This window comes from Streptomyces sp. NPDC015139 (genome assembly GCF_043079785.1).
Taxonomy (GTDB): Bacteria; Actinomycetota; Actinomycetes; order Streptomycetales; family Streptomycetaceae; genus Streptomyces; species Streptomyces albidocamelliae.
Map to the genome: position 1 here is coordinate 93272 of NZ_JBIBUW010000008.1, position 18089 is coordinate 111360.

Genomic DNA, 18089 nt, shown 5'->3' on the forward strand with positions numbered 1-18089 from the left:
CCCGGGCGGCGCGTCACTGCCGGGCCTGCTGTGCGGCATGGGTGATGAGTTCCTTGAGGCCTTCTTCGCGGGACTCCGCGGTGGTGCCGTAGTCGAAGCTGTGCGTGAACTCCGCGTGCGGGAGGACGGCCTGCAGCCAGGCGGCGCAGTAGTGGCCGGGCATCATGCACGGTTCGAGTTCGCAGTAGACGCGGCGGACCTGCTCGGGCTCCACCCCGGCGGACGAGAGCTGCTGCCACAGCTGCTCCTCGGGGTGCAGGCGGCCAGGACCGGTCTGGGCGGTGACGATCTGCTTCGAGCCGTCCTCGCCGACGTACTCGAAGGCCGACGAGAAGGGGAAGTTGAGGGTGTGGCGGATGTCGTCGAGCACCCGCGACCACCAGTTCTCCCGGTCGGCGACGGCCTCCGGGTCGATCTGCCGGATCTCCCGGACCAGTGCGGCGAACGCCTCGGCGGCGGACCGGAGTCCGTCCGAGGCGGCGATGACCGGCAGGGCCCGGTCCAGGACGGCGGCGCAGTGGGTGAAGGCGGCGACGTCCGAGCTGACGAACAGGGCGGGTTCGCCGCGACCGAGGAAGAGGGCCTGCACGGAGCCGTCGGTGCGGACGCACAGGTCCGCCAGCCGGTCGGTGCCGATGCGCACCCACTCCGCCCAGTCACCCTGCAGGGCGACGCCATGGTGACCGGTGTACATCCCGAGGGTCGGCCCGTCGGTGTCGTCCGCCGCGATGAAGTACGGGCCGACGTGCAGCGGCACACCGACCTGCGCGAGGTGGGTACGGGCCGAGGCCGGCACGGTTCCGTAGGAGGCGGGCACACTGATGCGGCGCAGCCCCTGGGGGCCGAACTGCGCGACGGCGGGGTCCGAGGGGAGCTCGGGCATCACAGACCTCTCACGGTGGTGGACTTGCCTGCTCCACCCTATGCGCAGGCGGGGATTCACTCACGGTGGGGACCGTCGGCCGCGGGCAAGGCCCGCTCGGCGATCCTCGCTTCGGCCGGTCCAGGGCCTGTCGTTCGGACCAGGCCGGCATGATCCGAACGACACGACCTAGGCCTGGAACTCGGTGAGATCGATGGCGTGGACGCGCAGCGGGTAGCCGTGGACCGGGTGTGCCGCCTCCCGCTCGGGCTCCATGCCGAGCTTGCGGATGACGTTCTCGGAGGCGTTGTCCCCGACGCGGTCGATGGCGATGACACGGTCCAGGCCGCGGTCCTGAAGGGCGAACTCCAGCGTGGCGTGCGCGGCTTCGGAGGCGTACCCCTGGCCCCAGTACTGTGAGCCGAGCCGCCAGCTGATCGCCACCGCGGGCATCACTTCCGGCAGGAACTCGGGCACGGACAGTCCCGTGAAACCGATCAGTTCGCCCGAGGCCAGCAGTTCGACGGCGAAAAGTCCGAAGCCTTCCTCGTCCCACTCCTCCTCCCACAACTCGATGGCCTCGGCCGTCTGGTCCAGGTCGCGCACCGAGCCGTCGTCGATCCAGCGCATGACCCGCGGGTCCGCGTTGATGTCCGCCATCGGCACGAGGTCGTCGTCGTGCCAGCGTCGGAGGAGGAGGCGGGGTGTACGGATCTCGGTCATGTGCCCATCCTGCCGAAGGCGGACGCCGCATCGGTAATCCGGTTCGGTGATCCGGCCTGGTGCGGGCTCCTCCCGGGCACCGGCCGGCGGTGTGGCGGCAGCGACGAGGAACCGGACATTCCCGCGCTCGGAACGGGCCACGAGGGAACGCTCCGGGCGTTTTCGATCTCCTTTCACGCGGGCCGACCGCGACCGGTCGGCTCGAGATCGCGCCGCAGACGCGGGAGAGGAAGGGTTCCGCCGTGAACCGTCGCCGCACGGCCTTCGCCGCGCGGACAGGGTGGGAGCCGAACCGACCGCTCCGCCGGCCGACGGCGTACGCCAGGCCGTCGAGAGCTACCTCACCGCTCTCAACGCCCACAGCGCGACCGGCCTGATCCGCATCGGCGGCGTGGCGGACGAGGCCTGGTCGAGACGAGAAGCAACGAGAATCCTCGCAGCCAGGCGCGGCCGAGGATGGAAGATCGGCGACTTGGACGTCGCGCACGAGATGGGCCCGCACACCGCCAGCGCCCGTCTGGCCGCCACGGACGAGGCCGGCAGGCCGATGACCGCCACCTTCACGGTGACCCGGGACGGGGGGACGTGGCACCTCGTGGTCTTCTCCGGGCAGCCCCACCCACCGGGCAGGACCCCGGCGTCGACCGAGCGACCGACCGGCTCCCCGTAGGCGCCGGAACGCGCGGCGCGCGGCGGCCTCGGTGGGGCGACGTGCGCGCGGCCAAGGAGGCGATCCTCCGCCGGCCCCTCAGGAGTCGTAGCAGACGTAGGCGCCCTCGGGCCCCTGGGTGATCCTGGCCGAGCCCCAGCAGTGGAGCATCGGTCCGACGCGGTACAGGGCGGCGCCGCCCGCCAGCAGGACGACGGCGGCGAGCGCGGCGGTCACGAGCCGCATGGTCCGCATCCGGCGTACGAGCCACCCCGCCCCTACGACCGCGAGGGTCCCCAGCGCCAGCATGACCGCCGACACCGGGGCGGTGTTGTGCTGGATCCCGGGAAAACGGTCCGGGTCCGCGGCCCGCTGGACGGCGGCGAAGGCGAGGAAGAACAGCAGCAGCCCGAGCAGCAGGAGTCCCACGGAGCCGGTCCCGCGGCCGACGGCCCCGCGCCGGCTCCGCGGGCTGCCGGACGCCGCGGCATCGTCCGCCCGCACGAGCCGCCGGTCGAGGACCGCGCGCAGCCGGTCCACCTCCTCCGGGTCCGCCACGGCCCGCTTGGGCAGGACGACGAATCCGACGGCGGACCTGTCGGCGCTGAGCAGCACGAACAGTTCCGGCGTCTCGGCATAGCGCGCGTAGAGGTGCCAGTCATGGCGGGCCGAGCTGTGCGCGGTGGTGAGCCGGAGCCCGGTGCCGTCGACGCTGCACCGGATGTCCCCCTGCCGTTCGGCGAGCCGGTGGAGACGGCGCGCCTTCACCCACGGCACGGCGGTCATGAAGGCGACGAAGGCCACCACGCCCGCGTACAGCGGCCACGGTGTGTCCCGGTGGCCGGAGCCGGCCGCCGACAGCAGGGCACCCACGGTCGTGATCGCCAGCGTCCAGGCCATCACCACGCGCCGGAACCGTCCCGCGCCGGTGCTCCGCGCGCGTGCCCGCAGCGCGGACGCCAGATCGCCGACGGTCGGCCGGTAGGCCAGCTCCACCGATCTCTCGGCAACCGCATCCGTCTCCCGGCCCTCGGCCATGTCCCCTCCCGGTTCGGTGATCCACCGGATCGTAGAGGCACGGATCGGTTCGGCATCGGCGGTGCGCGGTCCTGCACCGCGTCTCCTCTCTCCTCTCGCGGACCGATCACCCCGCGCGGTGGTGGGCCGGGTGATTTCGGGGAAGGTGCGTCACAGCCCGCCGCCGGCCGGTGTCCGTCGAAGTGAAGCCCATGGTGGCCCCCGCGCGTGTGGCACGGGTGCCCGGGGAGAGGAAGTGCGCATGACCACCCAGCGGAGACCACCGGAATCCCATGCTCCCCCGGCCGGCTCCCGTCCCCGGCCGGCGGCGGGCGAGCCGGCGGTGGAAATCGTCGAGGCCGCGGACATCACGGCACGGGAGACGACCCGGGACCGCGGCACAGGCGGCGCGCTCGCCGCGGAGGCCGAACACTCCGCCGCCGCGCCGCACACCCTCGACGTCCGCCCGGCCTCCAGCCACTCCTCCCTCGGGATGCCGCATGTCCGCTGAGTCACCACCGGCCCGGCGGCCGCGCAGCGCCGGCCGCCACTTCCCCCGGGCCGCCCGCTCGTGGTGGCCGGCCCTGCGCCGGACCCCGGTGCGGATGTGGAACGACGACATCACCGACTACGCGGCGGCCTTGACGTACTACGCCATCCTGGCGGTACTGCCGGCGCTGCTCGTCACCGTCCTCGCTTTCGGGCTGATCAGCCCCGGCACCGCCGAACAGTTCGTCGCCCACGTCACCCACTACGCTCCGGGCCAGTCCGGCGCCGAACTGCACGGCGTCCTCGGTCGCATGCTCGCCCGGCAGTCGGCCGCGTGGACCCTGCTGGCCGCCGGCGCCGCGAGCGCCCTGTGGTCGGCCTGCAGCTATCTGGCGGTCTTCCGCCGGGCCCTGCACCGCATGCACCGCATGCCCGACCGCCGCTCGCCCTGGCGCAAGGCCCCCCGCATCGTGGCCACCGCCCTGATCCTGCTCACCCTGCTCGTCCTCAGCGCCCTGGTGCTGATGCTGAGCGGGCCGATCGCCCAGGACGTGGGCCGCCTGCTGCATCTGGACCACACCGTGCCGCTGATCTGGAGCATCGCCCGCTGGCCGTTGCTGCTGTGCCTCGTGGCCGTCCTGGTGGTCGTCGTCTTCCACACCGGCCCCGCCGCGGCCCGCCGCGGCCGCAACAGCCTGCCCGGCGGCGGCCTGGCCGCCGCCCTGTGGCTGACCGTCTCCGCCGGTTTCGCCCTGTACACCAGTCTGCTGGGCGCCTACAGCCGCCTGTACGGCTCCCTCGCGGGCGTCGTCGTCTTCCTCATCTGGCTGTGGCTGTCCAACCTCGCCCTGCTCGCCGGTGCGCAGTTCACCGCCGAGCTGAACAGCCGGAACGTCCCGCGTGCGGACGGCTGACCGGCGTACCGGCAGAGAAAACGAAGGGAACCCCGGCCGCCGCTGCGACACAATCACGGCATGATCGGAAAGCGGAACACCTATCGCGTCGCGGACGGTGTCCGCATACCCGGGACCTGGCGGCACGCCTTCATCCGCAACGGGAGCCACTTCCTGACCGACCTCTTCATCTACGCCGACGGACTCGTCGACTGCTGGGGGCTGGTCACCCTCGAGGAGTTCGAGGAGAAGGTCCGGTCCGGGTGGGTCGCCACGACCCTGCCGGACGGTGCCAGGGGATCCGCGCACGGCCTGGCGACCTGGAGGTTCGGTGAGCCCCGCGGTCGGCTCAGCCCCGAACTGCTGGTCGCCGAAGTCCGCGACACCGTCGACCGGCTCAACGGGCGCCCCGACTCGACGGGCCGCTGCCTGGCCGCCGTCGACGTCTTCCTCGCCGATCCGACGGAGGAGAACCGGGCCGCGGCACGCGCCGCGTTCCTGGCCGTCCCCGCCTCGCGGCGGCGGTACGCGCTGGGCGACATGGACAGCAAGGACTGGCCGCTGCGGACGCTGGTGGCGGGGCCCGGAGGGCGGACCTACCTGCCGAACGACCCGCCGGTCACACAGGAGGCCTACGACCGGGCCCTCGCGTACTTCGAGGAGCGGGCCCGCCGGAGGGCCGAGCTGCGAGCGCGCGACGCAGCGGACGGTCCGGCGGCGCCGCTTGCCCCCGCGGTCCACCTCGACGACTCCTGTCCGGACCAGCCGGTGCCCGACCCGGGCCGACTCGGCCTGCGCAACGACTACCCCGCCCCGATCACCGTGGGGAAGGTCGGCCACCCCTCGGTCACCCACGCCTACTGGGCCCTGTCGGTCGCTCAGCCGGAGACCGCCGTGGCGGTGTCGGCGGCGGACACCGCTGCCGCGGCACGCGGGATCGCGGCCGAGGCACCGCGCCGCGAGGGGTGGGAGCAGGCCCGCGTCGCCGTGATGACCAGGCTGCTGCACGCCAAGTTCGCTCAGCATCCCGCGCTGGCCGACATCCTGCTGGCGACGGGCGACGCCACGGTGATCTACGACGACGTCCACTCGGCCTTCTGGGGTGACAACGGCGGCCGGGGCCGCAACTGGACCGGTCGTCTCCTCGAACTCGTCCGCTCCGAACTACGCATGCGGCGAACCGGGTTGTCCGGGCTGTAGGCAGCCCGCGCCCCCCGTCCCTCAGGCCGCGAGGAAGTCGAGGAGATGACCGGCGACCTCGTCCGGGGCCTCGACCTGCGGGTAGTGGCCCACCGCGGGCGGCCCGGCCAGTTCCGCCACGGTCGCGGACGGCATGCGGCGCCGGACACGGTCGAGGACATGGGCGCCGCTGATCGGGTCGGCCGGCCCCCAGAGGAACAGCGTGGGGCCAAAGTAGCCTTCGAGCGCCCGGACCCAGCGCGCCTCGTGCGTGCGGCGCTCGTCGATGTAGCGCAGCAGCCGCGGAGCCAGCAGGCGGCCCCCGTCCCGGCGGACGCTCTCCCACATGGTGTGCAGATCCTCGGGCGGGACGGGGCGGCCCAGCACCTGGCCCATCGTCGCCCGGAACCCGCGTTCGGTGACGGCGTGGGCAAGGAGCGGCCCGAACGGTCCGTGCAGCAACCGCTGCACCCGCACGGGCCGGTGCAGGTCCGGGTAGAGGCCGCCGTTCAGCCAGGCCATGCGGGTGATCCGGCCGGGGTCGCGGGCCAGCAGCTCCTGCGCCACGCTCACGCCGTAGTCGTGGGCGACGAGCGCCGTGTCGCCGATGCCGAGGCCGCTCCAGAGGGCCTCCACCAGGTCGGCCTGCTCCAGCACCGAGTAGGTGTGCCGGCGCGGTTTGTCGCTGTGGCCGAACCCGAGGAGGTCGAAGGTGGTGACCCGGTACCCGTGCGCCGCCAGCCGGGGCACGGTCGGCGACCAGTCGTGGGAGGAGGTGGGGAAGCCGTGCACCAGTGTCACCGGCGGACCGTCGGCCGGACCGTCCTGGCGGACGAACAGCGTGTGCCGTCCCGCCCGCCCCTCGACGGTCGTACGGCTTCCCCCGGCGGCCCACTGGTCGCCGGTGGGCATGGCGGTCCTGGGCATCAGTGGCTCTCCCGTGTTCCGGCGATGCCGTCCAGGAGGCACCGCAGACCGAAGTCGAACTCGCCGTCGCCGTCCACGCCGTTGAGCAGCGCCGCATGGGCGGTGACCAGAGGATGTGTCCGCGCGGGCAGCGACGTGAACAGGCCGGTCATGGCCGCGCGTTCACCGGGGGTCCGGGCCGCTCCCCCGGTGTCCAGGAGCACGGCGCCGACGACGTAGTGCGTGACCGTGAGGTAGATCCGTACCGCGCTCTGCGCGGACCAGCCCGCCTCGGTCAGCAGCCGGAGGCCGTGTTCGCGGGCGCGCAGGGCATGGGGCCCCAGCAGTTGTCCCCGGGTCAACAGGGGCACCAGGGCGCGGTGGGCAAGCAGCACACGCCGGTACTCCCGGGCCCCGGCCGCCGTCCGGGCACGCCAGTCGGCGGCTGAGCCGGAGTCCGGCAGGGCGATCTCCCCCAGCATGTGATCGAGCAATTCCACGAGCAGTGCCTCACGGCTCGGGACGTGCCGGTACAGAGAGGTGTGCCGCAGCCCCATCCGCTCGCCCACGGCGCGCATCGTCAGAGCGTCCAGGCCCTGCTCATCGGCGATGCGCAGCGAGGCGTCCATGATCGCGCCGAGCGTGATGCCGCCGGCCCGGGACCGCTGTCGCGCCCGGACGGCGTACCGCTCGCCCCACCAGGCCGCCGAGCCCACCGGGGCCCTCTGCTCGCTCGGCGGCTCGTGCCGTGGGTTCGGCTGCTCGGGCATCCATCCGCTCACAGGTCCAGGGAGTATGCGTCCACCGGACGCACAGTACGCGTCCAGTGGACGCGTCACAAGGGAGGCGTGGATCCGGGGATCGGCCGGCTCCGCTCGACCGCCCCGCCTGACATGATCAAGGAGTGACCGGTGAGACCGCGCGGCCCGACCGCGCCAAGTACGTACTGTTCGACGTCGACGGCACGTTGATCGACGCGGTGAGCAACCAGCGTCGGGTATGGGCGACATGGGCGCGGCGGTACGGGCTGGACGCGGACGAGGTCCACCAAGTGGCGTTGCGCACCCGTCCGCTGGAGACCTTCGCCCAGGTCGCCCCCGACCGGGACCCGCAGGAGTGCCTGGCGGCTCTGCACGACCTGGAGGACGACGACGTCCGGACCGGCGTCTACACGGCCTTCGACGGCGCGGCCGAGTTGCTGCGCGGACTGCCACCGCGGTGCTGGGCGCTGGTGACCTCGAACTACGCGCACCGCGTACGGGGCCGGTTCCGGCGGACCGGGCTGCCGATGCCGGAGTTGATCGTGGACGCGGCCGCCGTCGAGGAGGGCAAGCCGTCTCCGGTGCCGTACCTGCGGGCCGCCGAGCTGCTGGGCGCCGCGCCGCGGGACTGTCTGGTCATCGAGGACGCCCCGTCCGGAGTGCGGTCCGGACGGGAGGCGGGCATGACGGTGTGGGGCGTGAACACCACCGTCGCGGTGGAGGGCGTGCACCGCCACTTCCGCAGCCTGCGCGAGGCGGCCCCGCACATCCTGTCCTTCACGGAACACCGCCGACCGACACGACCGCAGGAGCAGGCGCATGCGCACCGCACAGGATGACGTGGCCGAGGCGATCCAGGGTGAGCTGCGGCTCATGGACCCTCGGGTACGGGTGTCCCGGGATCTGGCCGGGCGGCTGCTGGACCCCGAGTTCGTGGAGGTCGGAGCCTCGGGCCGGCGTTGGACCTACGAGCAGATGCTCGCCGCGCTGCCCGAGATGTCCGGCACCACCGAGGACGGGCCACGGTACGAGCCGTCGCGCATGACCGGTGCCGTACTGGCTCCGGGGCTGGTGCATCTCACCTACGAGACGACGATCGCCGGCAGGCGGGCGCGCCGCAGTTCGCTGTGGCGCAGGGGCGACGGGGAGGCCGGCTGGCGGATGTACTACCACCAGGCCACACCCGTCCCGCCCGGGACCGAGTGGTCGTAGCGGTGCGGCAGACGCTCGGCGGGCTGTCGGCGGCGCAGAAGGTGGAGGCCGCCGAGAAGGGCCGCGGACGCACGGGTAGAGTCCATGATCGCCGATCGGACCCGCCGCTCGCCGGCGTCGTTCGATCGGTCGACTCCGGGCCGGAGCCAGGGGCACCGGTCCTCGACCGCGGCGGCATGCGCCCCGAAGAGGAGGCATCGATGATGGACGAGCAGGACGACCACTTCGACGTGGTGGTGCTCGGCGCCGGTCCCGGCGGCTACGTCGCCGCGATCCGCGCCGCCCAGCTCGGCAAGCGCGTCGCCGTCGTCGAGCGGAAGTACTGGGGCGGTGTCTGCCTGAACGTGGGCTGCATCCCCACCAAGGCCCTGCTGCGCAACGCGGAACTGGCGCACATCTTCACCCGCGAGGCGAAGACCTTCGGCATCCGCGTCGACGGAGAGGTGTCCTTCGACTACGGCGAGGCGTTCCGCCGCAGCCGCAAGGTCGCCGACGGCCGGGTCAAGGGCGTCCACTACCTGATGAAGAAGAACCGCATCACGGAGATCGACGGACACGGCACGTTCCTCGACGCGCACACCCTCCAGGTCTCCGGCTTCGAGGGCGACACGCGCACCATCGGATTCGACCACTGCATCATCGCCACCGGCGCCACGCCCAAGCTGCTGCCCGGCACCCGCCGCACCGCGCGCGTGGTCACCTACGAGGAGCAGATCCTCGCCGAGGACCTCCCGGAGTCGATCGTCATCGCGGGCGCGGGCGCGATCGGCGTCGAGTTCGCCTACGTCCTGCACAACTACGGCGTGAAGGTCACGATCGTCGAGTTCCTGGACCGCCTCGCCCCGCTGGAGGACGCCGAGGTCTCCGCCGAACTCGCCAAGCAGTACCGCAGGTTGGGTATCGAGACGCTCACCTCCACGCGCGTCGACGCCATCGACGAGTCGGGCCCCCGGGTCCGGGTCACGGTCACCGGCAAGGACGGCGCCCAGCAGGTCCTGGAGGCCGACAAGGTCCTCCAGGCGATCGGTTTCGCCCCCAACGTGACCGGTTACGGCCTGGAGAACACCGGCGTACAGGTCACCGATCGCGGCGCGATCGAGGTCGACGGCCGCTGCCGTACGAACGTCCCGCACCTCTACGCCATCGGCGACGTCACCGCGAAGCTGATGCTCGCGCACGCGGCCGAGGCGATGGGCGTGATCGCCGCCGAGACGCTCGCGGACGCCGAGACCATGGAACTCGACTACGCGATGATCCCGCGCGCCACGTACTGCCAGCCGCAGATCGCCAGCTTCGGCTACACCGAGGCGCAGGCGCGCGAACGCGGCTACGACGTCAAGGTGGCGAAGTTCCCGTTCACCGCGAACGCCAAGGCGCACGGACTGGGCGACGCCACCGGCTTCGTGAAGCTGATCAGCGACGCGAAGTACGGCGAGCTGATCGGCGGGCACCTCATCGGCCCCGATGTCACCGAGCTGCTGCCCGAACTGACGCTGGCACAGCAGTGGGACCTCACCGTCCACGAGGTCGCCCGCAACGTCCACGCCCACCCGACGCTCGGCGAGGCCGTCAAGGAGGCGCTCCACGGCCTGGCGGGCCACATGATCAACATGTGACGTGCCCGTGCCCGCGCCGTCCCTCAGAGGCTGCTGAGCAGTGCGTCGAGCGGGGCGGGCACCTGGTCGGGGTCGAGGGCCTCGACCAGGACGCGGCCGTAGTGGATCTTGCGGCCCTTCTTCGTGCCGAGGAAGCGCCGCAACTGCTGCCGGGAGGTGCGGCCTTGCTGGGCGGGCTGACGCAGGAACGTCTGCAGGGCTCGCTCGTCCCCCTCCGCCCCGATCAGCTCCGCCACCCGTGTCACGCCGAGTGCGCGGATGAGCTCGTCCTCCAGGTCGGCCGCGCAGACGAAGAATTCCTGCCGCGCCACATCGGCCCGCTCCCAGCCGCGGGCGTAGTAGCGGCGCTCGGCCTCGTCGCACAGTCCGGTGAGGCGCAGGCCCAGACCGGGCGGTCCGAGGAGGCCGGCGAAGCGGCCGACGTTCATCGCGCCGCCCATCGACAGGACGCAGATTCCCTCGGCCGCCGGGTTCCGGCCACGGCGTGCGGCGAGAGCGCTCACCGCCGCGACGTCGCTCGGCCCTTCCAGGAGTACGACCGCCCGGACGGACAGCCGCGCGGCCAGCTCCCGTGCGGGGTCGCCGGGAGCACCGGCCGCCCACGCCGTGACCGCGTCCCGGAACTCCCCCATGTCAGCCATGGGACGAGTGTTCGCTCTCGCCGGGTGTCACGCCAGGGAATTTCCGAGCTCAGTCCGTGGCGCGTTCCGCGGCGCTGCGTTCCACGCAGAACTCGTTGCCCTCGGGGTCCCGCAGTGTCACCCAGCCGGTGCCGTCGGGCCTGCGGTGGTCGCCCTGGAGCGTGGCGCCGAGTTCGAGCAGGCGCTCGACCTCCTCGTCCCGGGTGCGGTCCTGGGGCTGGAGGTCCCAGTGCACGCGGTTCTTCACGGTCTTGCGGTCGTCGACCCTGACGAACAGCAAGGTGGCTGCCGGGGTCGTGACCAGCGCTTCGGGATCGCCCGGGAAGTCGTCGTCGGCGAGCGAGCCGTCCAGGGCCCTGGCCCAGAAGTCCCCGAGGGTGTAGGGGTCGGCGGCGTCGATGGTGATGTGGCGGATCAAGGAGGTCATGGCCGGTAATCCGATCATGAACACCTGGCGCCGTCCAGGGGATTCCGGCAACCCGCTGGCACACTCGACGCACGCGCGGGTACCGCCGAACGGGTGACGGCTCACCGGGTGAACTCCGGCGGGACGGGGATGTCCGTCGCCGGGGGTGCGCCGAGGCGGTTTCCCCGGCCGTGCCGGGTGGCCGCATCATCACCGGTGTTCGGCAACAGGGTCACGGAGCGTGGCCGGTCAGGTCGGGCCGAGCGGTCCGGACCGCGCTATCAGGGGGGTATGAGACAGTCCCGCACAGCGTCCCGCGTGTCCTCGGTCCTCCTCGCCGCCGTGTGCACCCTCGCCGGTCCGGCGACCGCGCGTCCGGCGCCCGGCCCGGCAGCCCTGGCCTACGTGGCGCTCGGCGACTCCTACTCGTCGGGTGTCGGGGCCGGCGACTACCTCTCCGCCGGGCTGTCCTGCCTGCGCAGCACCCGGTCGTACCCCGCCCTGTGGGCCGCGGCCCACGCGCCGTCCTCGTTCAGCTTCACCGCGTGCAACGGCGCGCACGCCGACGACGTGCTGAACAAGCAACTCGGCCCGCTGGGGCCGCGCACCGGGCTGGTCAGCCTCACGGTCGGCGGCAGTGACTCGGGCTTCGCGAGGGTCATGGCCACCTGCGCGCTGCCCGGCCGGACCGCGTGCCTGTCCGCCATCACCGCGGCCCGCTCGTTCGTGCAGGGCACCCTGCCGGGCCGTCTCGACGTGCTGTACTCGGCCATCAGGGGCAAGGCGCCGGCCGCGCGTGTCGTGGTGCTCGGCTACCCGCACTTCTATCAGCTCCACGGCGGCTGTTCGCGCGGTCTCCAGGACGTGGAGCGGGGAGCCCTGAACGACGCCGTGGACGGCCTGAACGCGGTGATCGCCGCCCGTGCGGTCGCCCACGGGTTCACGTTCGCGGACGCCCGGACCGCCTTCGCCGGGCACGAGATCTGTTCGGCGAACCCGTGGATGCGCAGCGTCGACTGGCTGGATCCCATGCAGTCGTACCACCCGACGGCCCCCGGGCAGTCCCTCGGCTATCTGCCCCTGCTCAGCGGCGCGGTGTGAGTCCCGCGCCGCGCGCCCCGCTGTGTCCGCGCGCGAGGGGTGCGCGGGTCAGCGGATCCCGGCGTCGGTCAGCGGGCCGGGCGGCAGCTGTGCCGGGCTGACCCGTTCGCCCAGCACCTCGGCCATGAACTGGACCAGCCAGCGCTGGGACGGACTGCGCGACGCCTCGTGCCGGGCGTAGAGCGCGACCTCGATCGGCTCGGTCTCGAACGGGAGCCGTACCAGCCGAAGCCTCCGGGAGGCGGTGAAGACCTCGCCGACGTACTCGGGGACGATCGCGATCAGATCGGTGCCCTCCAGCAGGTACGGCAGCATCGTGAAGCGCGTGGCGTCCACGGCCACGCGGTCCAGGAGGCCGTGCGTGGCGAGCACCGACCCCGGCAGGACATGTCCGCTGGGCCCGTACACGGAGGCGTGGTGTTCGGCCGCGAGCTCGGCGAGGGTGACGGACGCACCGCGGACGCGGGGGTGGTCGGCGGCCACCATGCCGACGTAGCGCTCGTGGAAGAGCGGGATGCGCACGGTGCGGTGGGAGTTGAGCACGGGCGTCGCCACGAAGGCGTCGAGTTCGCCGCGGCGCAGCTGGCTCTCGGCCTCGTCCACGTCCAGCGGACGGACGGTGAACGACGCCCGGGGCGCGCGCTCCCGGGCGGCCGCCACCAGCCGCGGCAGCAGGGTCACCTCGCCGAGGTCGGAGAGGCCGACGGTGAAGCGGCCCGCCATGGTCCGGGGATCGAAGGCGTCGCCCTGGCGGATCGCTCCGTCGATGCCGGCGAGGGCCCGCTGCAAGGGCTCGTAGAGACGGCGGGCGCCAGCGGTGGGAGTCAGACCCCGGCCGGTGCGGTGGAAGAGCTCGTCGTCGAAGTGACGGCGCAGCTTGGCCAGGCTGTAGCTGACGGTGGGCTGGGTGACGTGGAGGGTCTCGGCGGTGGCGGTGACGCTGCCGGTCTCGTAGAGCAGCACGAACACGCGCGCGAGGTTCAGATCGAAGCTGCCCATATCGACGGAGTCTATATCGCGGCCCGCCAACATCTATTGGTGCCCATGTCGTGGGCTCCCTAGCGTGTGCTGCGTCACGTCGAAAGGAACGCCAGTGCCGTCCGTGCGCCGCATCTCCCACGAGTTCCTGGCACGTCAGGGGCTCACCACCGTCTTCGGCAACCCGGGCTCGAACGAGCTGCCCTTCCTCGCCGAACTGCCGGACGGATTCCGCTATGTGCTGGGTCTGCACGAGGGCGCCGTCGTGGGCATGGCCGACGGCTACGCCCAGGCCACCGGCCGCCCGGTGCTGGTGAACCTGCACGCCGCGTCCGGGTCCGGCAACGCGATGGGCGCGCTGACGAACGCGGTGTCCTCCCGCACGCCCCTGGTGATCGTGGCCGGTCAGCAGGTGCGGCCGGCCATCGGTCCGGAGGCCAACCTCGCCAACGTCGACGCTCCCTCGCTGATGAAGCCGCTCGTCGGCTGGGCCGGCGAACCGGCGTGTGCGCAGGACGTGCCCCGGGCGCTGGCGCAGGCGGTCTTCGAGGCGCGGCTGCAGCGCAGGCCGACGTATCTGTCGGTGCCGTACGACGACTGGGCGGCCGATGCCGGTGAGAACGCGCCGGCCGTGCTGGACCGTCAGGTGCAGCACGCCGGGGTGCCCGGCGGTGACCAGGGGCGCCGGCTGGCCGAGGCGGTCGTCGGCGCGCGGCGGCCGGCACTCGTCCTGGGCGGCGACATCGACTCCGCCGGGCTGTTCGACGACGCGGTGCGGCTGGCCGAGCGGCTGGGCGGGCCGGTGTGGGCGGCGCCGTCGCTGTTCCGGCTCCCCTTCCCCAACCGCCACCCGCTCTTCCAGGGCGTGCTGCCCGCCGGTATCGAGCCGGTCTCCCGGGCGTTCGAGGGGCACGACCTGGTGCTGGTGCTCGGGGCCCCGGTGTTCCGCTACCACGAGCACCTGCCCGGGCGGTACCTGCCGGAGGGCACCCGGCTCATCCAGGTGACGGAGGACGCCTCCGCCGCCGCGCGGGCGCCGATGGGCGAGGCCCTGGTCGCCGATCCCGCGGCGGTGATCGAGCTGCTGATGAAGGCGCTCGACGCGCCCGGGTCGCCGGCCGGCGACTACCGTCCCGTGCCGGCGCCGCCGGCCTCGGACGGAGCGCGGCTGCATCCCGAGGAGGTCTTCGCCGCCCTGCGGGACGAGATGCCCGCCGACACGGCCTACGTGGTGGAGTCGACCTCGACGAACTCCTCGTGGTGGCGCCAGATGGACCTGCGACGCCCCGGCTCCTACTACTTCCCGGCGGCCGGCGGCCTCGGTTTCGGGCTGCCGGGCGCGGTCGGTGTCGCCATGGCCCAGCCCGGCCGGCCGGTCGTGGGAGTGATCGGGGACGGCTCGGCGAACTACGGGATCACCGCGCTGTGGACGGCCGCCCGGCACCAGGTGCCGCTCACCGTGGTGCTGCTGCGCAACGGGACGTACGGGGCGCTGCGCTGGTTCGGCGGCCTGCTCGGTGTACCGGACGCACCGGGCCTGGACATTCCCGGTCTGGACTTCACCCGCATCGCGGAAGGCTACGGCGTGCGGGCCCAACAGGTGCACGGCGTGGCGCAGTTGCGTGCCGTGCTCGCCGAACGCCCGGACGGCCCGCGGCTCGTACAGGTCGACACGGCGCTCACCACACCCGCCTGACCACGCTCTGCCGCACGGTCCCGTACCGCCCCTCCCCCGCAGAACTCGTCACCGCCCGGTGACGGAAGGGAAATCGATGACACTCCTGGACAGCGACGTCTGGAGCAAGAAGTTCCTCAGCGACGGATGGCAGGACGCCACCCGCGAGCAACCGGTGACCGAACCGGCGACCGGTGACCGGCTCGGCACCGTGGGCCTGGCCACGCCCGAGGACGTCGGGCGTGCCGCCGCCCGCGCGGCCGAGGCCCAGCGGGCCTGGGCGGCCACCCCGCCGCAGCGGCGGGCCGCCGTACTGCGGCGCGCGGGCGAGCTCTTCACCGAGCACGCCGCCGAGTTCGAGGACTGGCTGGTCCGGGAGGCGGGATCCGTACGGGCCAAGGCCGGCTTCGAGGTGGGGCTGGCCCAGGGCGAGTGCTTCGAGTGCGCGGCCCTGCCGACGCATCCGCAGGGTGACGTCCTCACCTCCGACGACGCGCGCTGGTCGTTCGCCCGGCGCCGCCCGGCCGGCGTGGTGAGCGTGATCGCGCCGTTCAACTTCCCGCTCGTCCTCGCTCTGCGCTCGGTCGCCCCCGCCCTGGCCCTGGGCAACGCGGTGCTGCTCAAGCCCGATCCGCGCACCGCGGTCAGCGGTGGTGTCGTCATCGCGCGCGTCTTCGAGGAGGCCGGGCTGCCCGCCGGGCTGCTCCACCTGCTGCCGGGCGACGGCTCGGTCGGACAGGCGGTCGTCGAGGTCCCCGAGGTACGCGTCGTCTCCTTCACCGGGTCGACCCCGGTCGGACGGGCGATCGGCGAGCGGGCGGGCCGGCTGCTCAAGCGGGCGCACCTCGAACTCGGCAGGAACAACGCCCTGGTGGTGCTGCCCGGGGCGGACGTGCGCAAGGCCGCCGCCGCCGGTGCGTTCGGCTCGTACCTGCACCAGGGCCAGATCTGCATGACGACCGGCCGTCACCTCGTGCACGAGTCGCTGCTCGACGAGTACACCGCCGTGCTGGCCGAGAAGGCGCGGGCGCTGCCGGTCGGTGACCCGGCGCGGGAGGACGTCGCGCTCGGCCCGATCATCGACCGGAGGCAGCTGGAGCGGGTGCACGGCATCGTCACGGACAGCGTCGCGGCGGGCGCCACCCTGGCCGCGGGCGGCGAGATCGTGGGCGCCGGGTACCGTGCCACCGTACTGACCGGCCTCACCGCCGACATGCCCGCGTGGCGCGAGGAGATCTTCGGTCCCGTCGCGCCCGTCATCGGCTTCTCCACCGTGGAGGAGGCCGCCGGCCTCGTGAACGACTGCGAGTACGGACTGTCCGTCGGCATCCTCGGTGACGTCGGTACGGCCATGAAGCTGGCCGACCGGATCGACTCCGGCAAGATCCACATCAACGAGCAGACCGTCGCCGACGAGCCCAACGCCCCCTTCGGCGGGGTCAAGGCGTCCGGTACCGGATCCCGGTTCGGCGGAGCCGCCGCCAACGTCGAGGCCTTCACCGAGACGCAGTGGCTGACCGTCCGCCCGGAGATCGCCGACTACCCGTTCTGAGCGGTCCGTTCCGACGGTTCGCCCCCGACGCCCGCTTCCGAAGCGCCCGTTCGGAACAGCGTTCCCCACCTCCATCTCCCGTAGCCGCTCCAGGGGGGAAATCCACCATGTCTTCCGTCGCCCCGTCCCACACCTCCGGCACCGCCGCAGGGACCGGCACCGCCGCACGCAGCGTCTGGACGGTGGTCCTGTGCTGGATCACCGTCCTGCTCGAGGGGTACGACCTCGTCGTCCTCGGCGCGATCATCCCGACCCTGCTCAAGACCCATCACCTCGGCATGACGGCCGGGGACGCGACCACCGTCGCCACGCTGTCGCTCGTGGGCGTCGCCATCGGCGCCGTACTGGTCGGACCGCTCGCCGACCGGCTCGGACGGCGTCTGCTGCTCATCGGCTCGGTGGTGCTGTTCTCGGTCTTCACGATCCTGGTGCCGCTCGCCGGTTCCGTCACGGTGTTCGCCGTGCTCCGCCTGGCAGCCGGTGTGGGACTCGGTGCCTGCATGCCCGTGTCGCTCACGATGATGGCCGAGCACATGCCCGCCGAACGCCGGGCCCGCGCCAGCACCCTGACCATGACCGGCTACCACACCGGTGCCGTGATCACCTCCCTGCTCGCCCTCCAGGTGACCGACGACTGGCAGGTCCTCTTCTACGTCCTCGGTGCCGCCGGACTGGTGATCGCCGTCGTCCAGTGGTTCCGGCTGCCGGAGTCGGCGGCGTTCGTCCGCGCCAAGGAAGCCACCGGCACCCGCCGTGTGCCGTTCACCGAACTGCTGAAGCCCGCCTACCTCCGCGCGGGCGTCGGCATCTGGGTCGCCTCCTTCATGGGCCTGCTGCTGGTCTACGGCCTCAACACCTGGCTGCCCAAGCTGATGAACGACGCCGGCTACCCCGTCCCGACGGCCGTCACCCAGCTGCTGATCCTGAACGTCGGCGGAGTGGCCGGCCTGGTGCTGGGCGGATTCGTCGCCGACCGGCGCGGGATCAAGCTCACCACGCTCGGCTGGTTCGCGGTCTCGGTGGTCATGCTGGCCGCCCTCGGCGTCAGGATGGGCAGCGACCTGCTGCTCGACACCGTCGTCTTCCTCACCGGTGTGTTCGTCTTCTCCGCGCAGGTGCTCGTGTACGCCTACGTGACGAACTACTACCCGGTGTCCGTCCGGGGCACCGCGCTCGGCTCGGCGTCCGGTATCGGCCGCATCGGCTCCATCGTCGGCCCGTCGATCACGGGTGCGCTGGTCAACGCCGGGATCGGGCACCCGTGGGGCTTCTACTTCTTCGCCGCCGTGGCCGCCCTCGCCTGTCTGGCCGTCCTCACCCTGCCGGCCCATGCCCGCGGCACGGCACAGGAGGCCGTACCGGAGACCGTCGAACCCGCCGTCTGACCCGGTCGCTCCCGGGAGAGCCGGCCGGGCCGCCCTGTCACCGT

The 18089-nt window shown here is 72.6% G+C and carries 19 protein-coding genes; 11 read left to right on the plus strand and 8 right to left on the minus strand.

The window, feature by feature from the left end:
- Positions 1–13: 13 nt before the first annotated feature.
- Together ACF08B_RS22520 and ACF08B_RS22525 are read right to left on the minus strand one after the other, a co-directional pair.
- Complete coding sequence (locus ACF08B_RS22520; protein WP_392318997.1) at positions 14–883, minus strand: nucleic acid/nucleotide deaminase domain-containing protein; 870 nt, start codon at positions 881–883, stop codon at positions 14–16.
- A 168-nt stretch (positions 884–1051) separates the two neighbouring features.
- Complete coding sequence (locus ACF08B_RS22525) at positions 1052–1585, minus strand: GNAT family N-acetyltransferase (RefSeq protein ID WP_392318998.1); 534 nt, start codon at positions 1583–1585, stop codon at positions 1052–1054.
- A gap of 280 nt (positions 1586–1865) precedes the next feature.
- On the opposite strand from ACF08B_RS22525, the gene ACF08B_RS22530 reads away from it, so the two are divergent.
- Positions 1866–2255, plus strand: coding sequence for a hypothetical protein (locus ACF08B_RS22530; protein ID WP_392318999.1), 390 nt, complete (start codon positions 1866–1868; stop codon positions 2253–2255).
- 78 nt (positions 2256–2333) lie between these two features.
- Here the strand turns inward: ACF08B_RS22530 and ACF08B_RS22535 are convergent, their stop codons facing one another.
- The gene (locus ACF08B_RS22535; protein WP_392319000.1) at positions 2334–3272 is read right to left on the minus strand and encodes a YcxB family protein; all 939 of its coding nucleotides are present in this window, start codon (positions 3270–3272) and stop codon (positions 2334–2336) included.
- A 241-nt stretch (positions 3273–3513) separates the two neighbouring features.
- Here ACF08B_RS22535 and ACF08B_RS22540 point away from each other — a divergent pair, with 241 nt between their 5' ends.
- The 3 genes from ACF08B_RS22540 to ACF08B_RS22550 are packed head-to-tail and all read left to right on the plus strand — an operon-like array spanning position 3514 to position 5833.
- On the plus strand, positions 3514–3762 hold the full coding sequence (locus ACF08B_RS22540) for a hypothetical protein (RefSeq protein ID WP_392319001.1): 249 nt from the start codon (positions 3514–3516) through the stop codon (positions 3760–3762).
- On the plus strand, positions 3752–4654 hold the full coding sequence (locus ACF08B_RS22545; protein ID WP_392319002.1) for a YihY/virulence factor BrkB family protein: 903 nt from the start codon (positions 3752–3754) through the stop codon (positions 4652–4654). The genes ACF08B_RS22540 and ACF08B_RS22545 overlap by 11 nt, the downstream gene beginning before the upstream one ends.
- Positions 4655–4714: 60 nt before the next feature.
- Positions 4715–5833, plus strand: a complete 1119-nt coding sequence (locus ACF08B_RS22550; protein ID WP_392319003.1) for an NADAR family protein — start codon at positions 4715–4717, stop codon at positions 5831–5833.
- A 21-nt stretch (positions 5834–5854) separates the two neighbouring features.
- Here the strand turns inward: ACF08B_RS22550 and ACF08B_RS22555 are convergent, their stop codons facing one another.
- Positions 5855–6739: an alpha/beta fold hydrolase gene (locus ACF08B_RS22555; RefSeq protein ID WP_392319004.1), complete on the minus strand. Its 885-nt coding sequence runs from the start codon at positions 6737–6739 to the stop codon at positions 5855–5857.
- A complete protein-coding gene (locus ACF08B_RS22560; protein WP_392319005.1) occupies positions 6739–7488 on the minus strand; it encodes a TetR/AcrR family transcriptional regulator in 750 nt (249 codons plus the stop codon). The genes ACF08B_RS22555 and ACF08B_RS22560 overlap by 1 nt, the downstream gene beginning before the upstream one ends.
- 134 nt (positions 7489–7622) lie before the next feature.
- Between ACF08B_RS22560 and ACF08B_RS22565 the strand changes: the two genes are divergently transcribed.
- From ACF08B_RS22565 to lpdA, 3 genes are all read left to right on the plus strand, one after another.
- Positions 7623–8318 (plus strand): HAD family hydrolase, encoded by a 696-nt coding sequence (locus tag ACF08B_RS22565; protein WP_392319006.1) that lies wholly within the window; start codon positions 7623–7625, stop codon positions 8316–8318.
- Positions 8299–8691, plus strand: a complete 393-nt coding sequence (locus tag ACF08B_RS22570) for a DUF4440 domain-containing protein (RefSeq protein ID WP_392319007.1) — start codon at positions 8299–8301, stop codon at positions 8689–8691. Before ACF08B_RS22565 ends, ACF08B_RS22570 begins: the two co-directional genes overlap by 20 nt.
- Before the next feature lie 203 nt (positions 8692–8894).
- Positions 8895–10307: a dihydrolipoyl dehydrogenase gene (lpdA, locus tag ACF08B_RS22575; protein ID WP_392319253.1), complete on the plus strand. Its 1413-nt coding sequence runs from the start codon at positions 8895–8897 to the stop codon at positions 10305–10307.
- A gap of 23 nt (positions 10308–10330) precedes the next feature.
- Here lpdA and ACF08B_RS22580 read toward each other — a convergent pair whose 3' ends face one another.
- On the minus strand, positions 10331–10948 hold the full coding sequence (locus tag ACF08B_RS22580; RefSeq protein WP_392319008.1) for a TOPRIM nucleotidyl transferase/hydrolase domain-containing protein: 618 nt from the start codon (positions 10946–10948) through the stop codon (positions 10331–10333).
- 49 nt (positions 10949–10997) lie between these two features.
- Positions 10998–11375: a VOC family protein gene (locus tag ACF08B_RS22585; RefSeq protein WP_093480022.1), complete on the minus strand. Its 378-nt coding sequence runs from the start codon at positions 11373–11375 to the stop codon at positions 10998–11000.
- Between the two features lie 270 nt (positions 11376–11645).
- Here ACF08B_RS22585 and ACF08B_RS22590 point away from each other — a divergent pair, with 270 nt between their 5' ends.
- On the plus strand, positions 11646–12455 hold the full coding sequence (locus ACF08B_RS22590; protein WP_392319009.1) for an SGNH/GDSL hydrolase family protein: 810 nt from the start codon (positions 11646–11648) through the stop codon (positions 12453–12455).
- Between the two features lie 48 nt (positions 12456–12503).
- Here ACF08B_RS22590 and ACF08B_RS22595 read toward each other — a convergent pair whose 3' ends face one another.
- Positions 12504–13454 carry a LysR family transcriptional regulator gene (locus ACF08B_RS22595; RefSeq protein WP_392319010.1) on the minus strand — a complete coding sequence of 317 codons (951 nt, stop codon included), beginning with the start codon at positions 13452–13454 and terminating at the stop codon, positions 12504–12506.
- Positions 13455–13548: 94 nt separating this feature from the next.
- Here ACF08B_RS22595 and mdlC point away from each other — a divergent pair, with 94 nt between their 5' ends.
- The 3 genes from mdlC (at position 13549) to ACF08B_RS22610 (ending at position 18045) form a co-directional block, all read left to right on the plus strand.
- The gene (gene mdlC / locus ACF08B_RS22600) at positions 13549–15129 is read left to right on the plus strand and encodes a benzoylformate decarboxylase (RefSeq protein WP_392319011.1); all 1581 of its coding nucleotides are present in this window, start codon (positions 13549–13551) and stop codon (positions 15127–15129) included.
- Positions 15130–15205: 76 nt separating this feature from the next.
- Positions 15206–16660 (plus strand): benzaldehyde dehydrogenase, encoded by a 1455-nt coding sequence (locus ACF08B_RS22605; RefSeq protein ID WP_392319012.1) that lies wholly within the window; start codon positions 15206–15208, stop codon positions 16658–16660.
- A gap of 107 nt (positions 16661–16767) precedes the next feature.
- The gene (locus ACF08B_RS22610; RefSeq protein ID WP_392319013.1) at positions 16768–18045 is read left to right on the plus strand and encodes an MFS transporter; all 1278 of its coding nucleotides are present in this window, start codon (positions 16768–16770) and stop codon (positions 18043–18045) included.
- Positions 18046–18089: the final 44 nt, after the last annotated feature.

Excerpts from the sequence above, each read along its gene's own strand:
- ACF08B_RS22520 (WP_392318997.1), bottom strand. The coding sequence starts at position 883 with ATGCCCGAGCTCCCCTCGGACCCCGCCGTCGCGCAGTTCGGCCCCCAG.
- ACF08B_RS22525 (WP_392318998.1), bottom strand. The coding sequence starts at position 1,585 with ATGACCGAGATCCGTACACCCCGCCTCCTCCTCCGACGCTGGCACGAC.
- ACF08B_RS22535 (WP_392319000.1), bottom strand. The coding sequence starts at position 3,272 with ATGGCCGAGGGCCGGGAGACGGATGCGGTTGCCGAGAGATCGGTGGAG.
- ACF08B_RS22540 (WP_392319001.1), top strand. The coding sequence starts at position 3,514 with ATGACCACCCAGCGGAGACCACCGGAATCCCATGCTCCCCCGGCCGGC.
- ACF08B_RS22545 (WP_392319002.1), top strand. The coding sequence starts at position 3,752 with ATGTCCGCTGAGTCACCACCGGCCCGGCGGCCGCGCAGCGCCGGCCGC.
- ACF08B_RS22550 (WP_392319003.1), top strand. The coding sequence starts at position 4,715 with ATGATCGGAAAGCGGAACACCTATCGCGTCGCGGACGGTGTCCGCATA.
- ACF08B_RS22555 (WP_392319004.1), bottom strand. The coding sequence starts at position 6,739 with ATGCCCAGGACCGCCATGCCCACCGGCGACCAGTGGGCCGCCGGGGGA.
- ACF08B_RS22560 (WP_392319005.1), bottom strand. The coding sequence starts at position 7,488 with ATGCCCGAGCAGCCGAACCCACGGCACGAGCCGCCGAGCGAGCAGAGG.
- ACF08B_RS22570 (WP_392319007.1), top strand. The coding sequence starts at position 8,299 with ATGCGCACCGCACAGGATGACGTGGCCGAGGCGATCCAGGGTGAGCTG.
- lpdA (WP_392319253.1), top strand. The coding sequence starts at position 8,895 with ATGGACGAGCAGGACGACCACTTCGACGTGGTGGTGCTCGGCGCCGGT.
- ACF08B_RS22580 (WP_392319008.1), bottom strand. The coding sequence starts at position 10,948 with ATGGCTGACATGGGGGAGTTCCGGGACGCGGTCACGGCGTGGGCGGCC.
- ACF08B_RS22585 (WP_093480022.1), bottom strand. The coding sequence starts at position 11,375 with ATGACCTCCTTGATCCGCCACATCACCATCGACGCCGCCGACCCCTAC.
- ACF08B_RS22590 (WP_392319009.1), top strand. The coding sequence starts at position 11,646 with ATGAGACAGTCCCGCACAGCGTCCCGCGTGTCCTCGGTCCTCCTCGCC.
- ACF08B_RS22595 (WP_392319010.1), bottom strand. The coding sequence starts at position 13,454 with ATGGGCAGCTTCGATCTGAACCTCGCGCGCGTGTTCGTGCTGCTCTAC.
- ACF08B_RS22605 (WP_392319012.1), top strand. The coding sequence starts at position 15,206 with ATGACACTCCTGGACAGCGACGTCTGGAGCAAGAAGTTCCTCAGCGAC.
- ACF08B_RS22610 (WP_392319013.1), top strand. The coding sequence starts at position 16,768 with ATGTCTTCCGTCGCCCCGTCCCACACCTCCGGCACCGCCGCAGGGACC.